Raw genomic sequence first — 14,986 nt, forward strand, 5'->3', positions numbered from 1 at the left:
CCGTGAGATTCATGTTGATGAACGGAGATCCAATCACCGGCAATGACTGAATCAACCGATTAAATTACAGTTGAACCAGATAGTCAGCACTATCGAGCGTCGTGGCAGCCTTACCGACGTTAATATGCTGATGCACATTTGCTACTGCAAATATTTTGGCAGCCGCTCTTGAAATCTCCTTAGCCGCTTCAGAGTTGCCCAGCTGAGCACTCTGAATGCTCAGCATTGACACAATCAAATGGAGGCTATTCATGACTCGATGGTCAATTTCCTCGGCCATCAAGTGGGAATGATTCAGCGCTGCTTCCTTCTCAGCTATGGATCGCATGGCGGAGAGGCGCAGTTCAAGCTGATCCATTACAACGCTAGCAAGATCCGCCAACGTGTCTATCTGATCTTGGGTAACCGTGCGCGGCTGCGTGTCCAGCACACATAACGTACCGAGATTGAAGCCGTCGTGAGTATGCAGCGGCACACCCAAATAAAATTGAAGACCAAATTCGCCTGCGACAAGGGGATTAGAAAGCGTTCGAGGATCATGCCTAGCGTCTGTTACTAACCAAGGCCCATTCTGTAAGATCGCGGAGGCACAGAGTCCTGGATTGCGGGAAATTTGATTTGCGTCGAGCCCATGATGGGACTTGAACCAGATTCGATCTGTATCGACGATGCTCACGATTGCTATCGGAGTACCGAGAAGGCGCGCTGCTATTGCGGTCACACGATCAAATGCGCCGTCCGGAGGGGAATCAAGAATGGCGTACCTACGAACGACGTTCATGCGAAGGGATTCATCTGGAGTTGTTTCACTGGAGCTAACGGAATGAGGCGTGGTGTTCGCAGTCATTTTTACTCCCGAACGGCTCAAGATCACTGCTTTAGGTCAGAGTTATCCTGATGGAATGCCAGCTCCAGCAGTTCAAACCGTTGCTCCAAGGTCGCACTCGATTGATGGCCTGGATGGCAGCAGAACGATGTATGGCCTCACGTTTGTATAAGCCATGTCAGGCACGCACACAAACCGCTGCAATCAGTGGGGTGGTGGCAATGATCCCGCTGCCCGCAGGTCACGCCCTTACCTACCTACCGGATTGTAAAATCCGTGCCAGGGAAGCGACAAGCACCAACAGGGCAGACTCCGCGCCTGCGCGAGTAAGCCCTCCGGTGAGTAACGGATGGTGCAAACTCGCTCACCATTCTTTGGCGAATCGAGGCTAAGGTTCATGTATTGGAGATTCAAATTCCACGACTAGCCCGTTTTCATCGCCCCCGTGGAGCTACTCAGAGGATGTAACGCTTTAGATGGGCAGGACTCACACAATTCAATGATTATCTAAAAAACCAAAAAAGAGGTGATGATGTCTCCCTTTGATATTCAACGGATGTTGATAGATGAGTTTCCACTAACATTTTTGCTAGAGGTAGGGTTTCGGGCAGCTTTTGCCTTTCTTGCCGTTTTCTTGTTCTTAAAATCAAGTGGCCGACGCGGGATAAGACAGCTCTCACTTTTTGAGTTGGTCGTGATTTTGACGTTGGGCTCCGCTGCCGGAGACGTGTCCTTCTACCATGATGTACCACTGTTGCCCGTTGCAGTCGTTTTCCTCACGCTGTTGCTGCTCTATCGCATGACGGTTTGGGTCATGACCAAAAGCAAGAAATTTGAAGCATGGATTGATGGTCTACCTGTAACCGTCATTCGCAATGGCTTATATGAACTTAAATCCTTAGAGAAGCTGAATATTTCATCGAGCGAAATATTGATGGAGCTTCGACAACGGGGCGTTGAGCACTTAGGCCAAGTAAGATTGGCGCTTATGGAAACAGATGGCGACATCAGTCTTTATTTTTACGATCAAGAAGACCTGCGCCCTGGCTTGTCAGTCCTACCTTTAGAACATCGTGCGGAGTTTATAAAAGTGCCCGCTTCGGGACTTTATTGCTGCGTGAGTTGTGGCTTTGCACAATCTATTCTTGAAGAACACGAAGCACGCTGCTCGCGGTGCGATCATGACATCTGGTCAAAGGCGCTGAGCACCCAACGCTGTAGGTGATGGTTGCTGGAAACAATCCCACCAGGCATCAGTCAAATCCACAGGCGCCAGCATTTTGAGGGGAACAGATGAAGGTATTCATAAGCTCGGTGGTAAGGGGATATGAGCAATTCAGAGCGGCTGCCAAGGACGCCGTAGAAGCTCTGGATATGAAGCCGGTCATGAGCGAGCATTTTGGAGCCCGCACCTATTCTTCCGTGCATGCCTGCCTGACAGAGGTTGATCAGTGCGACGTCTTTGTCCTCATCTTGGGCGCTAACTACGGCTACGAGCCTGAGCCGGGTCTGTCGGTTAGCCTTGGCGATTCCACACTCTAGAATTCGACATTAGCCCCTTCGTGCTGGGCCTTCTGCTGTCCTCCTTTTTATGGCTTTACCTCTTCGCACTCATACCCATGGGAATGCTGGAGGATCGATACGATACTCGGCTGGTCAACGCCTGGGGCATCGGCGTCTGGTCTGTCGCCCCCCTCCTCTCTGCAGCATCAGGGGGTTTCTTCTCCATGCTGATCACTCGTTTGCTGATGGGTGTCGGAGGGTCGACTTCGTACCCCGCCGGGGGACGCGCTCTGCGCGAATGGGTGCCTGCCGGCGAGCGCGGAATGGCGACCTCACTGTTCCATGCCGGTAGCCTGATAGGCCCGGGGATTGCTGCGTTGGGCCCGAGCATTGTCGTCAACAGTTACGAATGGCGTGTTGCCTTCGTCATAACTGCCGCTGTTCGATTCTTATGGCTGGCTGCCTGGCTGATATGGTTCAGGCAACCTGAAGTCGCGCGCTGGTTACATCCGCTTCAGGCGCTGCTCGCTGTCGTTAGGAATCTTGCTGCCTGAGCTAAGAGGCATAATTAAAACTTTAGCTGGGAAGGGGTGGATGGCTCGGCAATGTGCTCACTGCCGCCCGCCTTCGGGCCTGGCCTCATTTCACGGAAAAACATTCGCCGATACTCAGAAGGCGATGTGCCGAGGTGAACGCCGAACTGTTGTCTCAACGACAAAGGCGTTCCGAAACCCGCCTCACCGGCGACACACTCGATAGGTAGGTCGGTCGTTTCGAGCAGCTGTTGTGCTCTGGCGACTCGCTCAGCATTCAACCATTTTGAGACGGTGCTGCCGGTCGCCTCTCTAAAACGCCTGGTGAATGTGCGCCGACTCATTTTCGCCATGTCTGCCAGGACGTCGAGCGATAGATCACTGGCTAGGTTCATTCGGGCCCACGCCAGTACATCAGACAAATGAGTCTCGCTGGATAGCTGCGGCACAGGATGTTCTACGTATTGAGCTTGGCCTCCTTGCCTATGCGGCGGCGTCACCAGCATCTTCGCGGTGCGATTCGCCACATCAGCACCGAGCCGCTGGCGTATCAGATGCAGGCAACAATCGATTGCCGCCACGGTTCCCGCAGAGGTCATGATGTTGCCATCACTGACATAGAGCACCTCGGGCCTGAAACGAACTTCAGGGAAGCGTCGCGCAAACTCGTCTCTGACTGCCCAGTGAGTGGTTGCTTCTTTGCCATCAAGCAGCCCGGCATCTCCGAGCACGAATGCTCCCAAACATAACCCGACTATGAGCTTTCCTTGGACATTAGCGAGCTGTAAGGCTTTCACGAGCTGTGCGGATGCAGCGACCGATTGATCGCCCCACGCTGGAATGACAATTACGTGAGAGGACTCCATCAGTTCCAGGCCATGAGTGACCTCCAAGCCGATGCCTTGGTCGCTACTCACCATACCCGGCGTCTCTGCGCAGTAACTAACCTCGTATCGAGGTTCACCAGGTGCGGATTGAGCCGTCCCCAGCACCACTCCCGGCACAGAGAGATGGAACAGGCTCACGCCGTTGAAAGCTAGAACAGCAACACGTATGGATTGCATCAGGCCGCCTCGGATTTGCCGTGTAATTTCTATCGAACGCATACAGGAATTGTGAGCGATCGTTCACAGTGATGTATTTCAAGGACGGAAGGGAACGTCGCCCCCCTCATCGCATAAATCCAGACCCCGCGTATCGCTTGGCCCGATTATATCGAAATATGTCATTCAGGCCACTGTCAGGCTTAAAAGCATTCGGCAAGAATGGTGTTCTCGATGTATCTACAGGATTAATCACATGAACTTCAGAACGCTTCCGCTTGCCCTCAGCATTGTTTGCGCTGCTGCCGCCACTCCGGCATTTGCGGGCTCAAACGTCACCAACGCGCCGGACGCATCCCATAAAGTGGACTTGCAGCAAGTTCGTAACGCAACGGTGAAAATCACCTACGGCGGCACGACCTTCCTGATCGACCCTATGCTGGCCAAAAAGGGAGCCTACCCAGGGTTTGAAAATACCTACCGGAGCAACCTGCGCAATCCTCTGGTTGATCTGACCGAGTCGCCCGCTGAAGTTATCTCTGGTGTCGACGCAGTCATCGTCACGCATACGCATCTTGACCACTGGGACGATGACGCACAAAAAGCGCTGCCTAAAGACATCCCATTGTTCACGCAGCATGAAGAAGACGCGCAGCTGATTCGCTCCCAAGGCTTCAAGAATGTGCGCGTACTGACTGATGAAGCTGAATTCGGGGGCGTCAAAATCACCAAGACCGGTGGTCAGCATGGCACTGACGAAATGTATGCCGTACCAGCTTTGGCTAAACCTCTGGGCGAAGCCATGGGCGTCGTTTTTCAAGCGCCAGGCTACAAGACCCTCTACCTCGCCGGTGACACTATCTGGCGTAAAGAGGTCGACCAGACCATCGAGAAATATCACCCCGAGGTCATCGTGCTCAATGCTGGGAAAGCAAAAATGACCGGCTACGAGGGTGCGATCATCATGGGCGAGAAGGACGTTCTGCGCGCGTCAAAGGCCGCGAAGAACGCGAAAATCGTCGCCGTGCACATGGACGCAATCAATCACATGTCCCTGACCCGCGAAGAATTGCGCACCTATGTCAAGAAGCAGGGTATCGAGAGTCGCGTAGATATTCCGGAAGATGGCGCTTCGTTGGAGTTTTGATTTAAAGCACCGGGAGCCGCTGTTGAAGGCGGCTCGTGATCACCTATTAGCGACTGGGTTCTCACGAAGAGAAGTGGTTTATTCAACGGCCCGCTTTTACGCAGTCTGTGAGAGGCAGATCAGCCTTCACGAAAAAAACAAATTAGTGACTTAATTGGAGATCGTTATGAAACGAGGCCTTGTAGTAGTTGATCTGCAAAACGAATACCTGCCGACTGGCAAGTTGCCTTTGTCTGGGGTCGAAGCAGCTGTGGCGAATGCTAGCCGAGTGATTAGTCGCGCGCGAGATACAGGCATTCCAGTTTTTCATATACGGCATGAATCCGATAATGAGGGTGCTACGATATTTATCAAGGGATCTAGCGGAGCGGAAATTCAGACCGCTGTAGCTCCTGTTGGTCAAGAACCCGTGATCGTTAAAAAGCACATCAACGCCTTCAGAGACACTGATCTCAAGAAGCAGCTGGATGCTTTCGATGTCCAAGATGTCGTGGTGGTGGGTGCGATGAGCCACATGTGCATCGACGCTGTAGTGCGTGCTGCGGCGGACATGGGTTATCCGGTTACTGTGCTGCATGATGCCTGCGCCACCCTGGATCTCACATTTCGCGGCGTGAACGTGCCTGCCGCTCAAGCACATGCGGCGATGATGGCAGCATTTGAGTTCGGCTACGCCACCGTTAAATCTGTGGACGAGTACCTCTCGGCTTAAACGCGTAACGGTTCAGTTTTTCGGAGCCCGTGCGGGCTCCTTCTAGTTTCTAATGATCAGGCGTTTTGGCTATGTGCTCACGCCAGGAGCGGTTTGTCCTCACGCCAGACGCGAACTAGCGCTTCATCGGCTTTTCGCTGAAGGTCGGAGCGGCTATGTACCAGATCAGTTCTCCTAGCCGACGGTGCGAGCTGATCAACGTCCGAATCGACATTCAGCAATAGCGCCGAGAGGCTTGCGTGCATGGTTAAAACGGCGGCGACCACATCGCAGTGCAAGAATGGCTTCACACAGGGTAAGCCTGTCTCCGCAAGTTCGATGCCTTGAAGGCAGCATCTCGCAGCAGCGAGTGCACCTAAGGTAATTTCCAGTGTTCGCTGCTGACTGTGACCTTGAGAGTCAACTCTGGCTCTTTGATAAAATCACTGAACGTTCGAACATCGTTGTCGGCGTGGGCCTTCATGACGTCAATCAGTTGCTCCACCTCATAGATGGTCTTTTTCCGCTCGTCCTCCAGGTTACAGGCAGCAGATTTTCGAAGCGCCATGAGGAGAAGCGCAAGCCCGAAGCTGGCACAGACGCATGACGTGGCACCGCAGCTTGGTACCGAAGTATCGGCCGCAATTTTGTCTCGAAAAGACTCGAGGCTTGATGACCAAATGCTCATCTTCAGCACTTCCTTCATCTCCGGAGCCCGGCGTAAACTTGGCTCCGTCACCCGCCGGTTCCTCTCCCTGCTGACGTGCTCTTCGTCCGTCCCCTCACCGAAGTCCTGCTCATTCAACTGATCTCGGTAATTCTGTTCTGGTTAGTTGTCTCGCCCTGCTTTATGAGGATCCTGACCTGCTGACATAGGCAGGTCAGCAGGTCAGCAGGTCAGCTGTTTATCACCGTTCTCCGCGCGTCCCGCCATGGCTATGTTGCCCGCCGATTCGAGCTTTCTCGGCCTTGTCAGTTGCGACATTGGCATTAGGCTCGCTTTTGCGCCCCGCCTCTTTGACTTTTTGAGGGTCATCGGAAAAGCCGTGATGCGGTTCTTGTCGTTTGGTCATGGCTGATCTCCTTAAAGCAAAGCAAAAAATAGTTACCTTCATTTGAGGCGGCACCATAAGCCTTCGTCCCGTTGACACGACCAACGGGAATTAGCCGCCGCCATAATGAAAAAAGCCTCTTCAAATGCGACTACTGCGGCTCAATCAACGCGGTCATTATTCTGTTCCGGTGTTTCAATATCCGTTTTCGTTTCACCGTTCGACGGCCGCGTAGGCGGTATCGAGGGTGCCTGATCATTTTCTGAATCACTCGGGTATCCGGGCAAGCCGCGCGCATCTTCCGGAGTCAGAACATTGCCCGAAGAGTCGCTTTCGTGATTCCAGTCTGTCGTCGCATTTGGATCTTCGTCGCGACCGGCAGTGCCCAAAATGCAGCCATCATCATTCGGATGGCTCGAGTCATTTCCTGGCAAATTTTGAGTGCTGGTTGAATGCGGTTTCATAGGGGGCTCCAATGCGGAGTAGTGGGTCTTCTTTGGAGTAACCCAGTGCATCCAAGTGCAGCACAAGGGACAAACGGTGTAGGTATCCTCTTCAGTAACCACCAGAACTGAAGAACACAGAGCCAAATGCCCATTCAGCCTGTCGAAGACGTGAGAGTGGGAAAAAGGATTTGTTTCGGCGCTTCACTCACTGCCTGATTATCAAATCAATTCAATAAAGGGTGGGCCCATGGATCTCGTATTTCTCGGTACTTCAGCGGGCGTTCCCACCCGAAATCGAAATGTGAGCGGTACCGCTTTGCTCGAATCCACAGGCAGAGGTTGGTATCTGATCGATTGTGGTGAAGCCACTCAGCATCAACTATTGCGTACTCCATTGTCATTACACGAGCTTCGAGGATGCTTCATAACGCACGTTCATGGTGATCATTGCTTCGGCCTACCCGGCTTGCTGGCCAGCGCCGCCATGTCGGGACGTCTCGAACCACTACATATAGTGTTGCCGGTTGCCCTACATGCCTGGTTGCGTCTAAGCGTGGCTGTAAGTGAGTCCTACCTAACCTTCGAGCTGCATCTGCATGCGAGCGAAACCTTCGAGGGCTGGCGAAATGGCAATGTTCAAGTCAACACCGTTGTCCTCTCCCACCGAGTCCCATGTCATGGCTATATATTTTCCGAGGCCACCCCTGACCCACGATTGGATGTGCAACGCCTCGAGACAGATGGTGTCCCCCGAGGCCCTCTTTGGGGGGAACTGGCGCATGGACATGATGTTGAGCATGCAGGACAGACATTTCGTTCCAATCATTATTTACGGCCTGCCCGACCAGACCAGCGCATCATCATTTGCGGCGATAACGATTCCCCTGAACTATTGACGGAGGTGGCGCCTGGCACGAGCGTGCTCGTGCACGAGGCGACCTTCACTCAGTCTTTAATCGATCGCACTCGGACGACTTATGGACACAGTAGTGCCGCTGCTGTGGCGCGTTTTGCTGAGTCGACACGCATCCCAAATCTAGTGCTTACCCACTTCAGCGCGCGCTATCAATCCAACCCCAAACTTAGCCCGTCCATTGATGATGTCCGCGAGGAAGCAGCGGCACACTTCACCGGCGAGTTGATCCTGGCGGATGATCTGCAACGTTACCACCTGGGTCGGGACGGTCGCCTGAAGCCTGCCATCGGCCGCTTGTCGCGATGCTGATTACTATTTGTAAATCAGCGCCGCGCTTGCAAATCAAAAATGAGTTGCCGTGCAGTGAAGTGGAGCTCAAGTCTTCCGCCGGTACCCCGACCCCAGCTGAGCCCTGAGCACTTTGTTGAAGCAGTATGGAAGCAAAAAGCTGGTGAAATTCATCGAACGATAGCCGCGTGCTCGTGTTCGTGCTCGCATTCACTGATGAGTCCAACCGAATTACGCTCCAGTCTCGGCACTGAGAAATAGAGCCGCAATCTGCTGTCATAAATTGTCTCAGCTGAACCTTGCGCGGGTATTGAAATCGTCGTGCCTTGGCGGTACTTGTAGGACACCATTCGTTAGCAGGAAGCGCACCATGGGGCCCAGATTCAGAGTGATTGAAACCACCAGACTAGAGGATGGCAACAAGCGATATAGGGTTGTAGATCTGGTTGAGGGAGGCTCAGCGAGCAAACACGGTGTGTTTGAGGTTAGAGCTGAGGCAGAGACTGTTTGCTCGACATTGAACACCGAGCATAAATGGCCGACAGAGATAGGGATGCGTCGTGCCGCACCTGTTAGCTCTCAATGATCTATACGATTATCGAACCTGCTTTCTACTTCTATTACTCTGCACGCAGACAGATGCTTCCGGGCTCCGAGAGATTATTGACTCATTACGTGTGGCCTCGTCCTCTTGGGCGCTGGAAGCCTTTCGGAGACCTCAACATGCTGAAGACGCTTGAAACGAGCCCAGCTACCTCATTCAACACATGCCGAGTCTTGGTGCTCATATAAAGCAATGGAAATCCGCTAACAAAAAGGGCTCTCGAAGGGCCCTTTTGTACTCAAACAAGATTACTTGGTCAGCCAAGACTCGACGGTGTCGGAGCCGTATTTCGCTTTCCATTCCTTCAGCGTTCTGTGGTTGCCACCCTTAGTCTCCACGACTTCGCCAGACTCCGGATTTTTGTAGACCTTCACTTGGCGAGGCTTGCGAGTGCTGCTCTTCGACTCAGCAGTGGGTGCGCGACGACCTGCCTTTGGATCAAGTAGGTTGATGATGTCTTTTAAGCTGAAGCCGTACTTCGCCAATAAGGCACGGAGCTTTGTTTCGAATTCGATTTCAGCCTTCAAGCCCGCGTCACCTTTGAGGGCTTCGAGTGCTTGAAGCTGTTCAGCTAGGTGTTTTTCGAGCTGACGGAACTCTGCGAGCTTGGACATGGGAAATCTCTCCGTGATTGTTATTCTAACGTTACACCAAAAACTCCAATTTGCATGAAGCGAGGTGCGTTTACTTTACTCATTAAGTCGTCTCCATTGCAGAATTAGCACTTGAGCAAACGTCCATTAATAGACATTTGGCGACGAGCGAAGGTTCGTAATATCGCAACAGAACATTGGTGAGATGGCGCCGCATCTGACGCTGGTTTGCGGAACGGAATTGTCAGCGGTGGTGTCGTTTGTATTAGACACCTTGGTGTCGAAATCCCGTTCCGATAAAGAGGTAGTTTTCATGAACAATATCATCTACATCGTTGGGGCAGTGGTGATCGTCCTAGTCATCCTGTCGTTTGTCGGCCTTGTATAGCCCGCCCCAGCTGAACCCATTCTGGTGACGCCGCTAGCGGTTCAGTCCGAGCTAAACCACGGTACTCAGAGGAGTTTCAGACATGTATCCGACGACTCCTGACGGTCGCTACTTTGTGGTCAAAGGGTGGCTGTGGCGATGCACCAATCCATCGCTGAGTGAGGATGTGCGGCAGCGATTGGTCAACCACCTGCTGGCAGCTCGTCGTGAAGTAAAGTCAGCGAAGGTCTCCGGCGATCCTGAGTAGTTAAAGAAGGCAAGGCACCCTCAAAGCGGATCCATTAAATGATTCAAAGAGGTTCGATCTCGAGCAGAGATGCCATTCGTGTCCTAGTAGATGTCGGTTCCCCTGCAATCGTGCGATACGGAATGCTAGTAAGTGGTTTTCAACACCTTGGCGCACCATGATCACCTAGCCCGCTTGGCAAATGAGTCTCCATCGCCCCTCCCTTTGTGTTGCCTGAGCTCTTCCGAATTACAATCCTTGGTTCCCGCCACTTACGCCTTCAGGATTTTTGTGAGATCGGACAACGAGAAGAAACACCAAAATTCGTGCCAACACCCTCCTGAAACCGTCGTCTTATACTTATGGCTAAAAAACACATATTTACCGCGCTGCAAAAAATAATCAGCCAATAGACTGCTACACTTCGATTTTCCAGTGAAAAGCTAAGTAAGGCACCTGAGTGATTTCACTAATCACTCCAATATTCAGGATTAATTAAAAATAATATAAATAACATCCGACTTTTTGGAGTGCGACGTGACCGTTTTCCCGAGCTCATTGACTTCGCCCAGTGGTTGCCAAGGATGCAAAAGCTCCTTAGAACTGGATTTAGGTTTCACCTTCGCTTATCAGCCGATCGTGGACGTACGTGATCAGTCGATTTTTGCACATGAAGCATTGGTACGGGGCCTTAACGGTGAGGGCGCGCTGTCTGTGCTCGAGAAAGTCAACGATCAGAATCGCTATCGATTCGATCAATTGTGTCGCGTGCGGGCTATTTCCACTGCCGCGCAGCTCGGCATGACCGAACACCTATCGATTAACTTTCTACCTAAAGCAGTGTACCGTCCAGAACTGTGCATTCGAAGCACACTGGAAGCTGCACGAATTAATAACTTTCCGCTCGACCGGCTGATTTTCGAGACGGTTGAAAGCGAATATGTTGATAACAATTACCACCTAACCAATATATTATCAAAATACCGAGAGTTCGGATTCAAGACGGCAATTGATGACTTTGGCGCGGGTTATTCAGGGTTGAACCTATTAGCAGATTTTCAGCCGGATTTGATTAAGCTAGATCTTGCGCTAGTGCGCAATATTCATCTTGATTCCGCTCGCCAGGCTATCGTGCGTGGCATCGTTATAATGTGTGCCGATCTAGGTGTAAAAATCATTGCTGAAGGTATAGAACATTCGGAAGAACGGGATTTTCTTACCGACTGCGGAATTTTTCTAATGCAAGGTTTTTGGTTCGCCAAACCTGCATTCAAAGCGATGGCTCTCATCGCTCCAAGCGCTTGGCTATAAGTAAAAACCCCACAAAAAATTATCGATAACATTTAAATAGCTGGCTAATAAATCAGCCGCGACATCACCACTACTGTCTACTTGGCCGATAAGCTCAGAATAATAATTTGCAATTAGTGCTTGTTATATACTGGGTAAGAAAAGGGTGAGCACCCTGTATCAAAAGATGACTGAAGCTAATCCGACAGAATGTGTTCAAATTGATATCGAACTTAGCGAGTGAATAGAAAATGAATCTTACGTTCGAAGAAACATCGATACAATCATTATTGGACGCGCCTGACCAGTTGGATACCCTTAACTTTGGGGTCATTGGCTTTAACGACGCTTCTGAAGTGGTAATCTACAATACTTTTGAAGCTAAAAGTGCGGCCTTGCGACAGGCGCGTGTTTTAGGTAAGAATTTATTTTCGGAAATTGCTCCCTGCTTGAATAACGCTATGGTCGCTCAAAGATTTGAGAATGAACCTGAGTTAGACGTGATCATTTCTTACGTTCTGGCGCTTAGAATGCGGCCAATTCCCGTCAGGTTAAGACTACTTAAAAAAATCAATAACAACACCCGCTTCCTACTGGTTGAATGGGCATAAAAATGAGTAGCATCGAGCAGGACAATGACTCAATCGAGTCAGAGTACGAAGCATTACTTTCATTCATGTATCTATCACCCGTAGGACTGGTAAGAACCAACCCCGGCGGGAAAATTGATATGCTTAATCCCATGGCAACACAATTGTTGATGCCCTTGGTTAAGTCTCTAGGCCTTGAAAACTTATTTGAAACACTTGCTTCCGTTGCGCCTGAATTACGTAACCTTGTGACAAGTTTTAGAGAGTCATGCGGATCAATATGTGTAAACCATAGAATTCACGTGACGTCCGCAGCCGACGGCGGTGTTGTACTGGCATGTACTATTGTAAAGGTCAACGACGATGTTCTGATAACCGTTCTGACTGATATCTCTTGCCAAGTTGCAACTGAAAGGAGGCTTCGGCAGACCGACTCATGGCTTGACGCCATCTATACTATAGTTAACGATTTCGCAGTTCTCGGCTTAACTAAAAAAGGAGAAATTAATAGCTGGAGCCCCTCAGCAGAGCGTCTGACGGGCTACACGGAATCTGAGTCTAGCGGTGAGACGTTGCGCCACTTTTGTAATATTTCCGCTTCGGATGTGCACGTTTTAGATGAACATCTGGCATTCGCACGTGAGGAAGGTTGGCATTCACGAGACTATTATTGCAAACACAAATCAGGACACAATTTTTTTGCTCAAGCAATGATTGCCGTTCTGCGCGAAGAAGATGATGAGTTTTCTGGCTATACCGTGGTGTTTCGAGATATTACCGAGCGAAAGGTTTCGAGTGAGAATCTGGCCGACTTACTAACTAAAGACCACCTCACAGGTGCAATTAACCGAGCTCATTTTTTCAACCTTGCAGAGAAAGAGTTTGTTCGAGCAAATCGATATAGACAGTCAATATCCATACTCATGTTAGACGCAGACCACTTCAAGCTCGTGAATGATAGCTGGGGGCATCCGATCGGTGACGAAGTTCTAAAGTCTATTGTTAAAGTTGCCGAAGGTATTCTCCGACCCGCCGATACTATAGCCAGATTTGGCGGAGAAGAGTTTGTAGTTATGCTGCCAAATACCAATAGACTTGAGTCATCTGTTATTGCAGAGCGGCTCAGGAGTGGCATTGAAAAATCTAGTGTAGATGTTAAGGGGCAGAAAATAAAAATTACAGTTAGCATTGGTTATACTTCGATGAATGAATCGCGATCCACCCTGAAGCAACTATTGAGCTCCGCAGATAGCGCGCTCTACCTGGCAAAGGCCAAGGGTAGAAACTGCATAGTTGATATTGACTCAGCCCCCTAAGCACGAGTATCTGACTTGAGTAAGATTCAGAAATGTATTAGCGAGTCAAAAATCTCGAGTTAAATTTAACTGGTCTCTGGATGAGGTACAAAATCTTGGTGGAGTTTCAGAGATGAATCCAATGACTCTTGCGGTCGCTACTTTGAGGGCAGCTGTGGCGTTGTTGTAAACCATCGTTGCCTACACACGTTCGGCGGTGCCTCGTCGATTAGGCAGCGGAAGCCTCGTGATTCTGAGCAGTTGTCAGTAACAAAGCAAAGGTTCAGAAGGTCAAGGTGGAGCTCGGAGAACGCTGACCTGTTGAACGACGTGAGCTATGACTTCAACTGACTTCAGTACCAATACATCTTATACGGACTGGTATCGCTCATTGAGTACCGCAAACCCTCCTGCGAGTTGACCGCTATCTATGCGGTTTATTGCTCGCCATTACGCAGCATCTGTTGTGCAATATTTGAATTTCTTCTCAAATTCACACACTTCTTCCACGCAACAGCGGCATTGTCATCGTAATGAGGGCAGATCCGATCGCGATACGAACTGTGCGAGCATGGCAGCCACCAGAAGAAATACTCCACTCGCGATGAACGTTGCTTGGTAGCCAACTCCGTCATAAAGCAGCCCACCCAGCGTCGCGCCGAGTGTGATAGCCAACTGAATAACCGCCACCATCAAACCGCCTCCGGTTTCGGCATCACGGGGAAGCGTGCGTGATAGCCATGTGAATCAGCCCACAGGCGCGCACGTCGCAATCAGGCCCATACACCCGACACATCAACGCGGGTCACCAACTCTAGAAACGGACGCAGATAGGTGAATAACGCGAACTGTCCCATAAACAAAAATGCCACTGCGGCCATGCCCAGCTGGACTTTGGCATTTCCTAACAGCCGGAACACATCAAGTGCAGATCCAGACTCATTTTGACCAGGCATTTTCGGCAACGTGAATGCTTGCCAACAGAGCGCCAGAGCTGCGAGCGGAACCACGCAGAAGAATGCACCTCGCCAACCGATCAACCCGCCCATGAAACTGCCAATGGGTGCTGCGACTGCAGTGGCGAGTGCGGTACCGCCCGGGATCAAAGCGATGGCTTTAGGCACGAAACTCTCAGGTGCAATCCGTATCATGACGGCGGTCGACATTGCCCAACTGCCACCAATTGAAATCCCCAAAATGGCTCGGCCAAACATCAGTGTCGAGTAGTTCGGGGCAAAAGCAACGAGCGTGCCTGAGGCAATCATCAAGGCTGTCAGGAAAAGCAAAACGGGCTTTCGGTCGAGTCGGCGAATGACTGAAGAGATGAAAAGACTGGTGATGACCGCGAAGAGGCCAGAAATCGAAATCGCTTGCCCGGCCTGCCCCTCTGTCAGCGCAAGATCGGTCGCAATCGGTGTGAGCAAGCTCACCGGCAGAAACTCCGAAGTCACCAGTGCGAAGGCGCACAGCGACATCGCCAGGACTGCTCCCCATACCTGTCGACTCGCTGCCTAGACGGGTAAGGTGGTGGTGCTCATCTGATTTTCTCCAACAC

Annotated in this window: 15 protein-coding genes and 1 pseudogene; 9 read left to right on the forward strand and 7 right to left on the reverse strand. The window is 51.1% G+C overall.

Annotation, left to right across the window (positions count from 1 at the left end; translation table 11 throughout):
* Positions 1-64 precede the first annotated feature (64 nt).
* Positions 65-847, reverse strand: a complete 783-nt coding sequence (locus ACA059_RS21650) for a GAF domain-containing protein (RefSeq protein WP_497630933.1) — start codon at positions 845-847, stop codon at positions 65-67.
* Positions 848-1,358: 511 nt separating this feature from the next.
* On the opposite strand from ACA059_RS21650, the gene ACA059_RS21655 reads away from it, so the two are divergent.
* From ACA059_RS21655 to ACA059_RS21665, 3 genes are all read left to right on the forward strand, one after another.
* Positions 1,359-2,051, forward strand: coding sequence for a DUF421 domain-containing protein (locus ACA059_RS21655; protein WP_497266493.1), 693 nt, complete (start codon positions 1,359-1,361; stop codon positions 2,049-2,051).
* 68 nt (positions 2,052-2,119) lie between these two features.
* Positions 2,120-2,368, forward strand: coding sequence for a DUF4062 domain-containing protein (locus ACA059_RS21660; protein ID WP_497630934.1), 249 nt, complete (start codon positions 2,120-2,122; stop codon positions 2,366-2,368).
* A 20-nt stretch (positions 2,369-2,388) separates the two neighbouring features.
* Complete coding sequence (locus ACA059_RS21665) at positions 2,389-2,883, forward strand: MFS transporter (RefSeq protein WP_497630935.1); 495 nt, start codon at positions 2,389-2,391, stop codon at positions 2,881-2,883.
* A 14-nt stretch (positions 2,884-2,897) separates the two neighbouring features.
* Here the strand turns inward: ACA059_RS21665 and ACA059_RS21670 are convergent, their stop codons facing one another.
* A complete protein-coding gene (locus ACA059_RS21670; RefSeq protein ID WP_497630936.1) occupies positions 2,898-3,926 on the reverse strand; it encodes a GlxA family transcriptional regulator in 1,029 nt (342 codons plus the stop codon).
* A 235-nt stretch (positions 3,927-4,161) separates the two neighbouring features.
* Here ACA059_RS21670 and ACA059_RS21675 point away from each other — a divergent pair, with 235 nt between their 5' ends.
* Both ACA059_RS21675 and ACA059_RS21680 read left to right on the forward strand, forming a co-directional pair.
* Positions 4,162-5,052: an MBL fold metallo-hydrolase gene (locus ACA059_RS21675; protein ID WP_497630937.1), complete on the forward strand. Its 891-nt coding sequence runs from the start codon at positions 4,162-4,164 to the stop codon at positions 5,050-5,052.
* Positions 5,053-5,218: 166 nt separating this feature from the next.
* Entirely contained in the window at positions 5,219-5,764 is a 546-nt protein-coding gene (locus ACA059_RS21680) for a cysteine hydrolase family protein (RefSeq protein ID WP_415767597.1), read from the forward strand.
* Between the two features lie 355 nt (positions 5,765-6,119).
* Here ACA059_RS21680 and ACA059_RS21685 read toward each other — a convergent pair whose 3' ends face one another.
* The 3 genes from ACA059_RS21685 to ACA059_RS21695 form a co-directional block, all read right to left on the reverse strand.
* Positions 6,120-6,548 (reverse strand): cyclodeaminase/cyclohydrolase family protein, encoded by a 429-nt coding sequence (locus ACA059_RS21685; protein ID WP_497630939.1) that lies wholly within the window; start codon positions 6,546-6,548, stop codon positions 6,120-6,122.
* A 103-nt stretch (positions 6,549-6,651) separates the two neighbouring features.
* Positions 6,652-6,816 carry a general stress protein gene (locus tag ACA059_RS21690; protein ID WP_129444056.1) on the reverse strand — a complete coding sequence of 55 codons (165 nt, stop codon included), beginning with the start codon at positions 6,814-6,816 and terminating at the stop codon, positions 6,652-6,654.
* Positions 6,817-6,956: 140 nt separating this feature from the next.
* Entirely contained in the window at positions 6,957-7,259 is a 303-nt protein-coding gene (locus ACA059_RS21695; RefSeq protein WP_497630940.1) for a hypothetical protein, read from the reverse strand.
* Between the two features lie 229 nt (positions 7,260-7,488).
* Between ACA059_RS21695 and ACA059_RS21700 the strand changes: the two genes are divergently transcribed.
* Positions 7,489-8,466, forward strand: coding sequence for a ribonuclease Z (locus tag ACA059_RS21700; RefSeq protein WP_497630941.1), 978 nt, complete (start codon positions 7,489-7,491; stop codon positions 8,464-8,466).
* Positions 8,467-9,297: 831 nt separating this feature from the next.
* Here ACA059_RS21700 and ACA059_RS21705 read toward each other — a convergent pair.
* Positions 9,298-9,663, reverse strand: a complete 366-nt coding sequence (locus ACA059_RS21705) for a histone-like nucleoid-structuring protein, MvaT/MvaU family (protein WP_497630943.1) — start codon at positions 9,661-9,663, stop codon at positions 9,298-9,300.
* Between the two features lie 1,130 nt (positions 9,664-10,793).
* Between ACA059_RS21705 and rimA the strand changes: the two genes are divergently transcribed.
* The 3 genes from rimA to ACA059_RS21720 all read left to right on the forward strand — a co-directional run bounded on the left by rimA (position 10,794) and on the right by ACA059_RS21720 (position 13,452).
* Positions 10,794-11,567, forward strand: a complete 774-nt coding sequence (gene rimA / locus ACA059_RS21710) for a S6 modification regulatory phosphodiesterase RimA (RefSeq protein WP_497630945.1) — start codon at positions 10,794-10,796, stop codon at positions 11,565-11,567.
* Between the two features lie 230 nt (positions 11,568-11,797).
* Positions 11,798-12,157: a hypothetical protein gene (locus ACA059_RS21715; protein ID WP_497630947.1), complete on the forward strand. Its 360-nt coding sequence runs from the start codon at positions 11,798-11,800 to the stop codon at positions 12,155-12,157.
* A 2-nt stretch (positions 12,158-12,159) separates the two neighbouring features.
* Positions 12,160-13,452 carry a sensor domain-containing diguanylate cyclase gene (locus ACA059_RS21720; RefSeq protein WP_497630948.1) on the forward strand — a complete coding sequence of 431 codons (1,293 nt, stop codon included), beginning with the start codon at positions 12,160-12,162 and terminating at the stop codon, positions 13,450-13,452.
* Between the two features lie 504 nt (positions 13,453-13,956).
* Here the strand turns inward: ACA059_RS21720 and ACA059_RS21725 are convergent.
* Positions 13,957-14,906, reverse strand: a pseudogene (locus ACA059_RS21725) (MFS transporter).
* Positions 14,907-14,986: the final 80 nt, after the last annotated feature.

The sequence above is a fragment of the Pseudomonas sp. LBUM1647 genome, from assembly GCF_059716175.1.

What these genes read in the sequence shown, in the direction of transcription:
- ACA059_RS21660 (WP_497630934.1), top strand. Translation starts at nt 2,120, where the DNA reads ATGAAGGTATTCATAAGCTCGGTGGTAAGGGGATATGAGCAATTCAGA.
- ACA059_RS21695 (WP_497630940.1), bottom strand. Translation starts at nt 7,259, where the DNA reads ATGAAACCGCATTCAACCAGCACTCAAAATTTGCCAGGAAATGACTCG.
- ACA059_RS21700 (WP_497630941.1), top strand. Translation starts at nt 7,489, where the DNA reads ATGGATCTCGTATTTCTCGGTACTTCAGCGGGCGTTCCCACCCGAAAT.
- ACA059_RS21650 (WP_497630933.1), bottom strand. Translation starts at nt 847, where the DNA reads ATGACTGCGAACACCACGCCTCATTCCGTTAGCTCCAGTGAAACAACT.
- ACA059_RS21655 (WP_497266493.1), top strand. Translation starts at nt 1,359, where the DNA reads ATGTCTCCCTTTGATATTCAACGGATGTTGATAGATGAGTTTCCACTA.
- ACA059_RS21705 (WP_497630943.1), bottom strand. Translation starts at nt 9,663, where the DNA reads ATGTCCAAGCTCGCAGAGTTCCGTCAGCTCGAAAAACACCTAGCTGAA.
- ACA059_RS21715 (WP_497630947.1), top strand. Translation starts at nt 11,798, where the DNA reads ATGAATCTTACGTTCGAAGAAACATCGATACAATCATTATTGGACGCG.
- ACA059_RS21670 (WP_497630936.1), bottom strand. Translation starts at nt 3,926, where the DNA reads ATGCAATCCATACGTGTTGCTGTTCTAGCTTTCAACGGCGTGAGCCTG.
- ACA059_RS21690 (WP_129444056.1), bottom strand. Translation starts at nt 6,816, where the DNA reads ATGACCAAACGACAAGAACCGCATCACGGCTTTTCCGATGACCCTCAA.
- ACA059_RS21720 (WP_497630948.1), top strand. Translation starts at nt 12,160, where the DNA reads ATGAGTAGCATCGAGCAGGACAATGACTCAATCGAGTCAGAGTACGAA.
- ACA059_RS21680 (WP_415767597.1), top strand. Translation starts at nt 5,219, where the DNA reads ATGAAACGAGGCCTTGTAGTAGTTGATCTGCAAAACGAATACCTGCCG.
- ACA059_RS21675 (WP_497630937.1), top strand. Translation starts at nt 4,162, where the DNA reads ATGAACTTCAGAACGCTTCCGCTTGCCCTCAGCATTGTTTGCGCTGCT.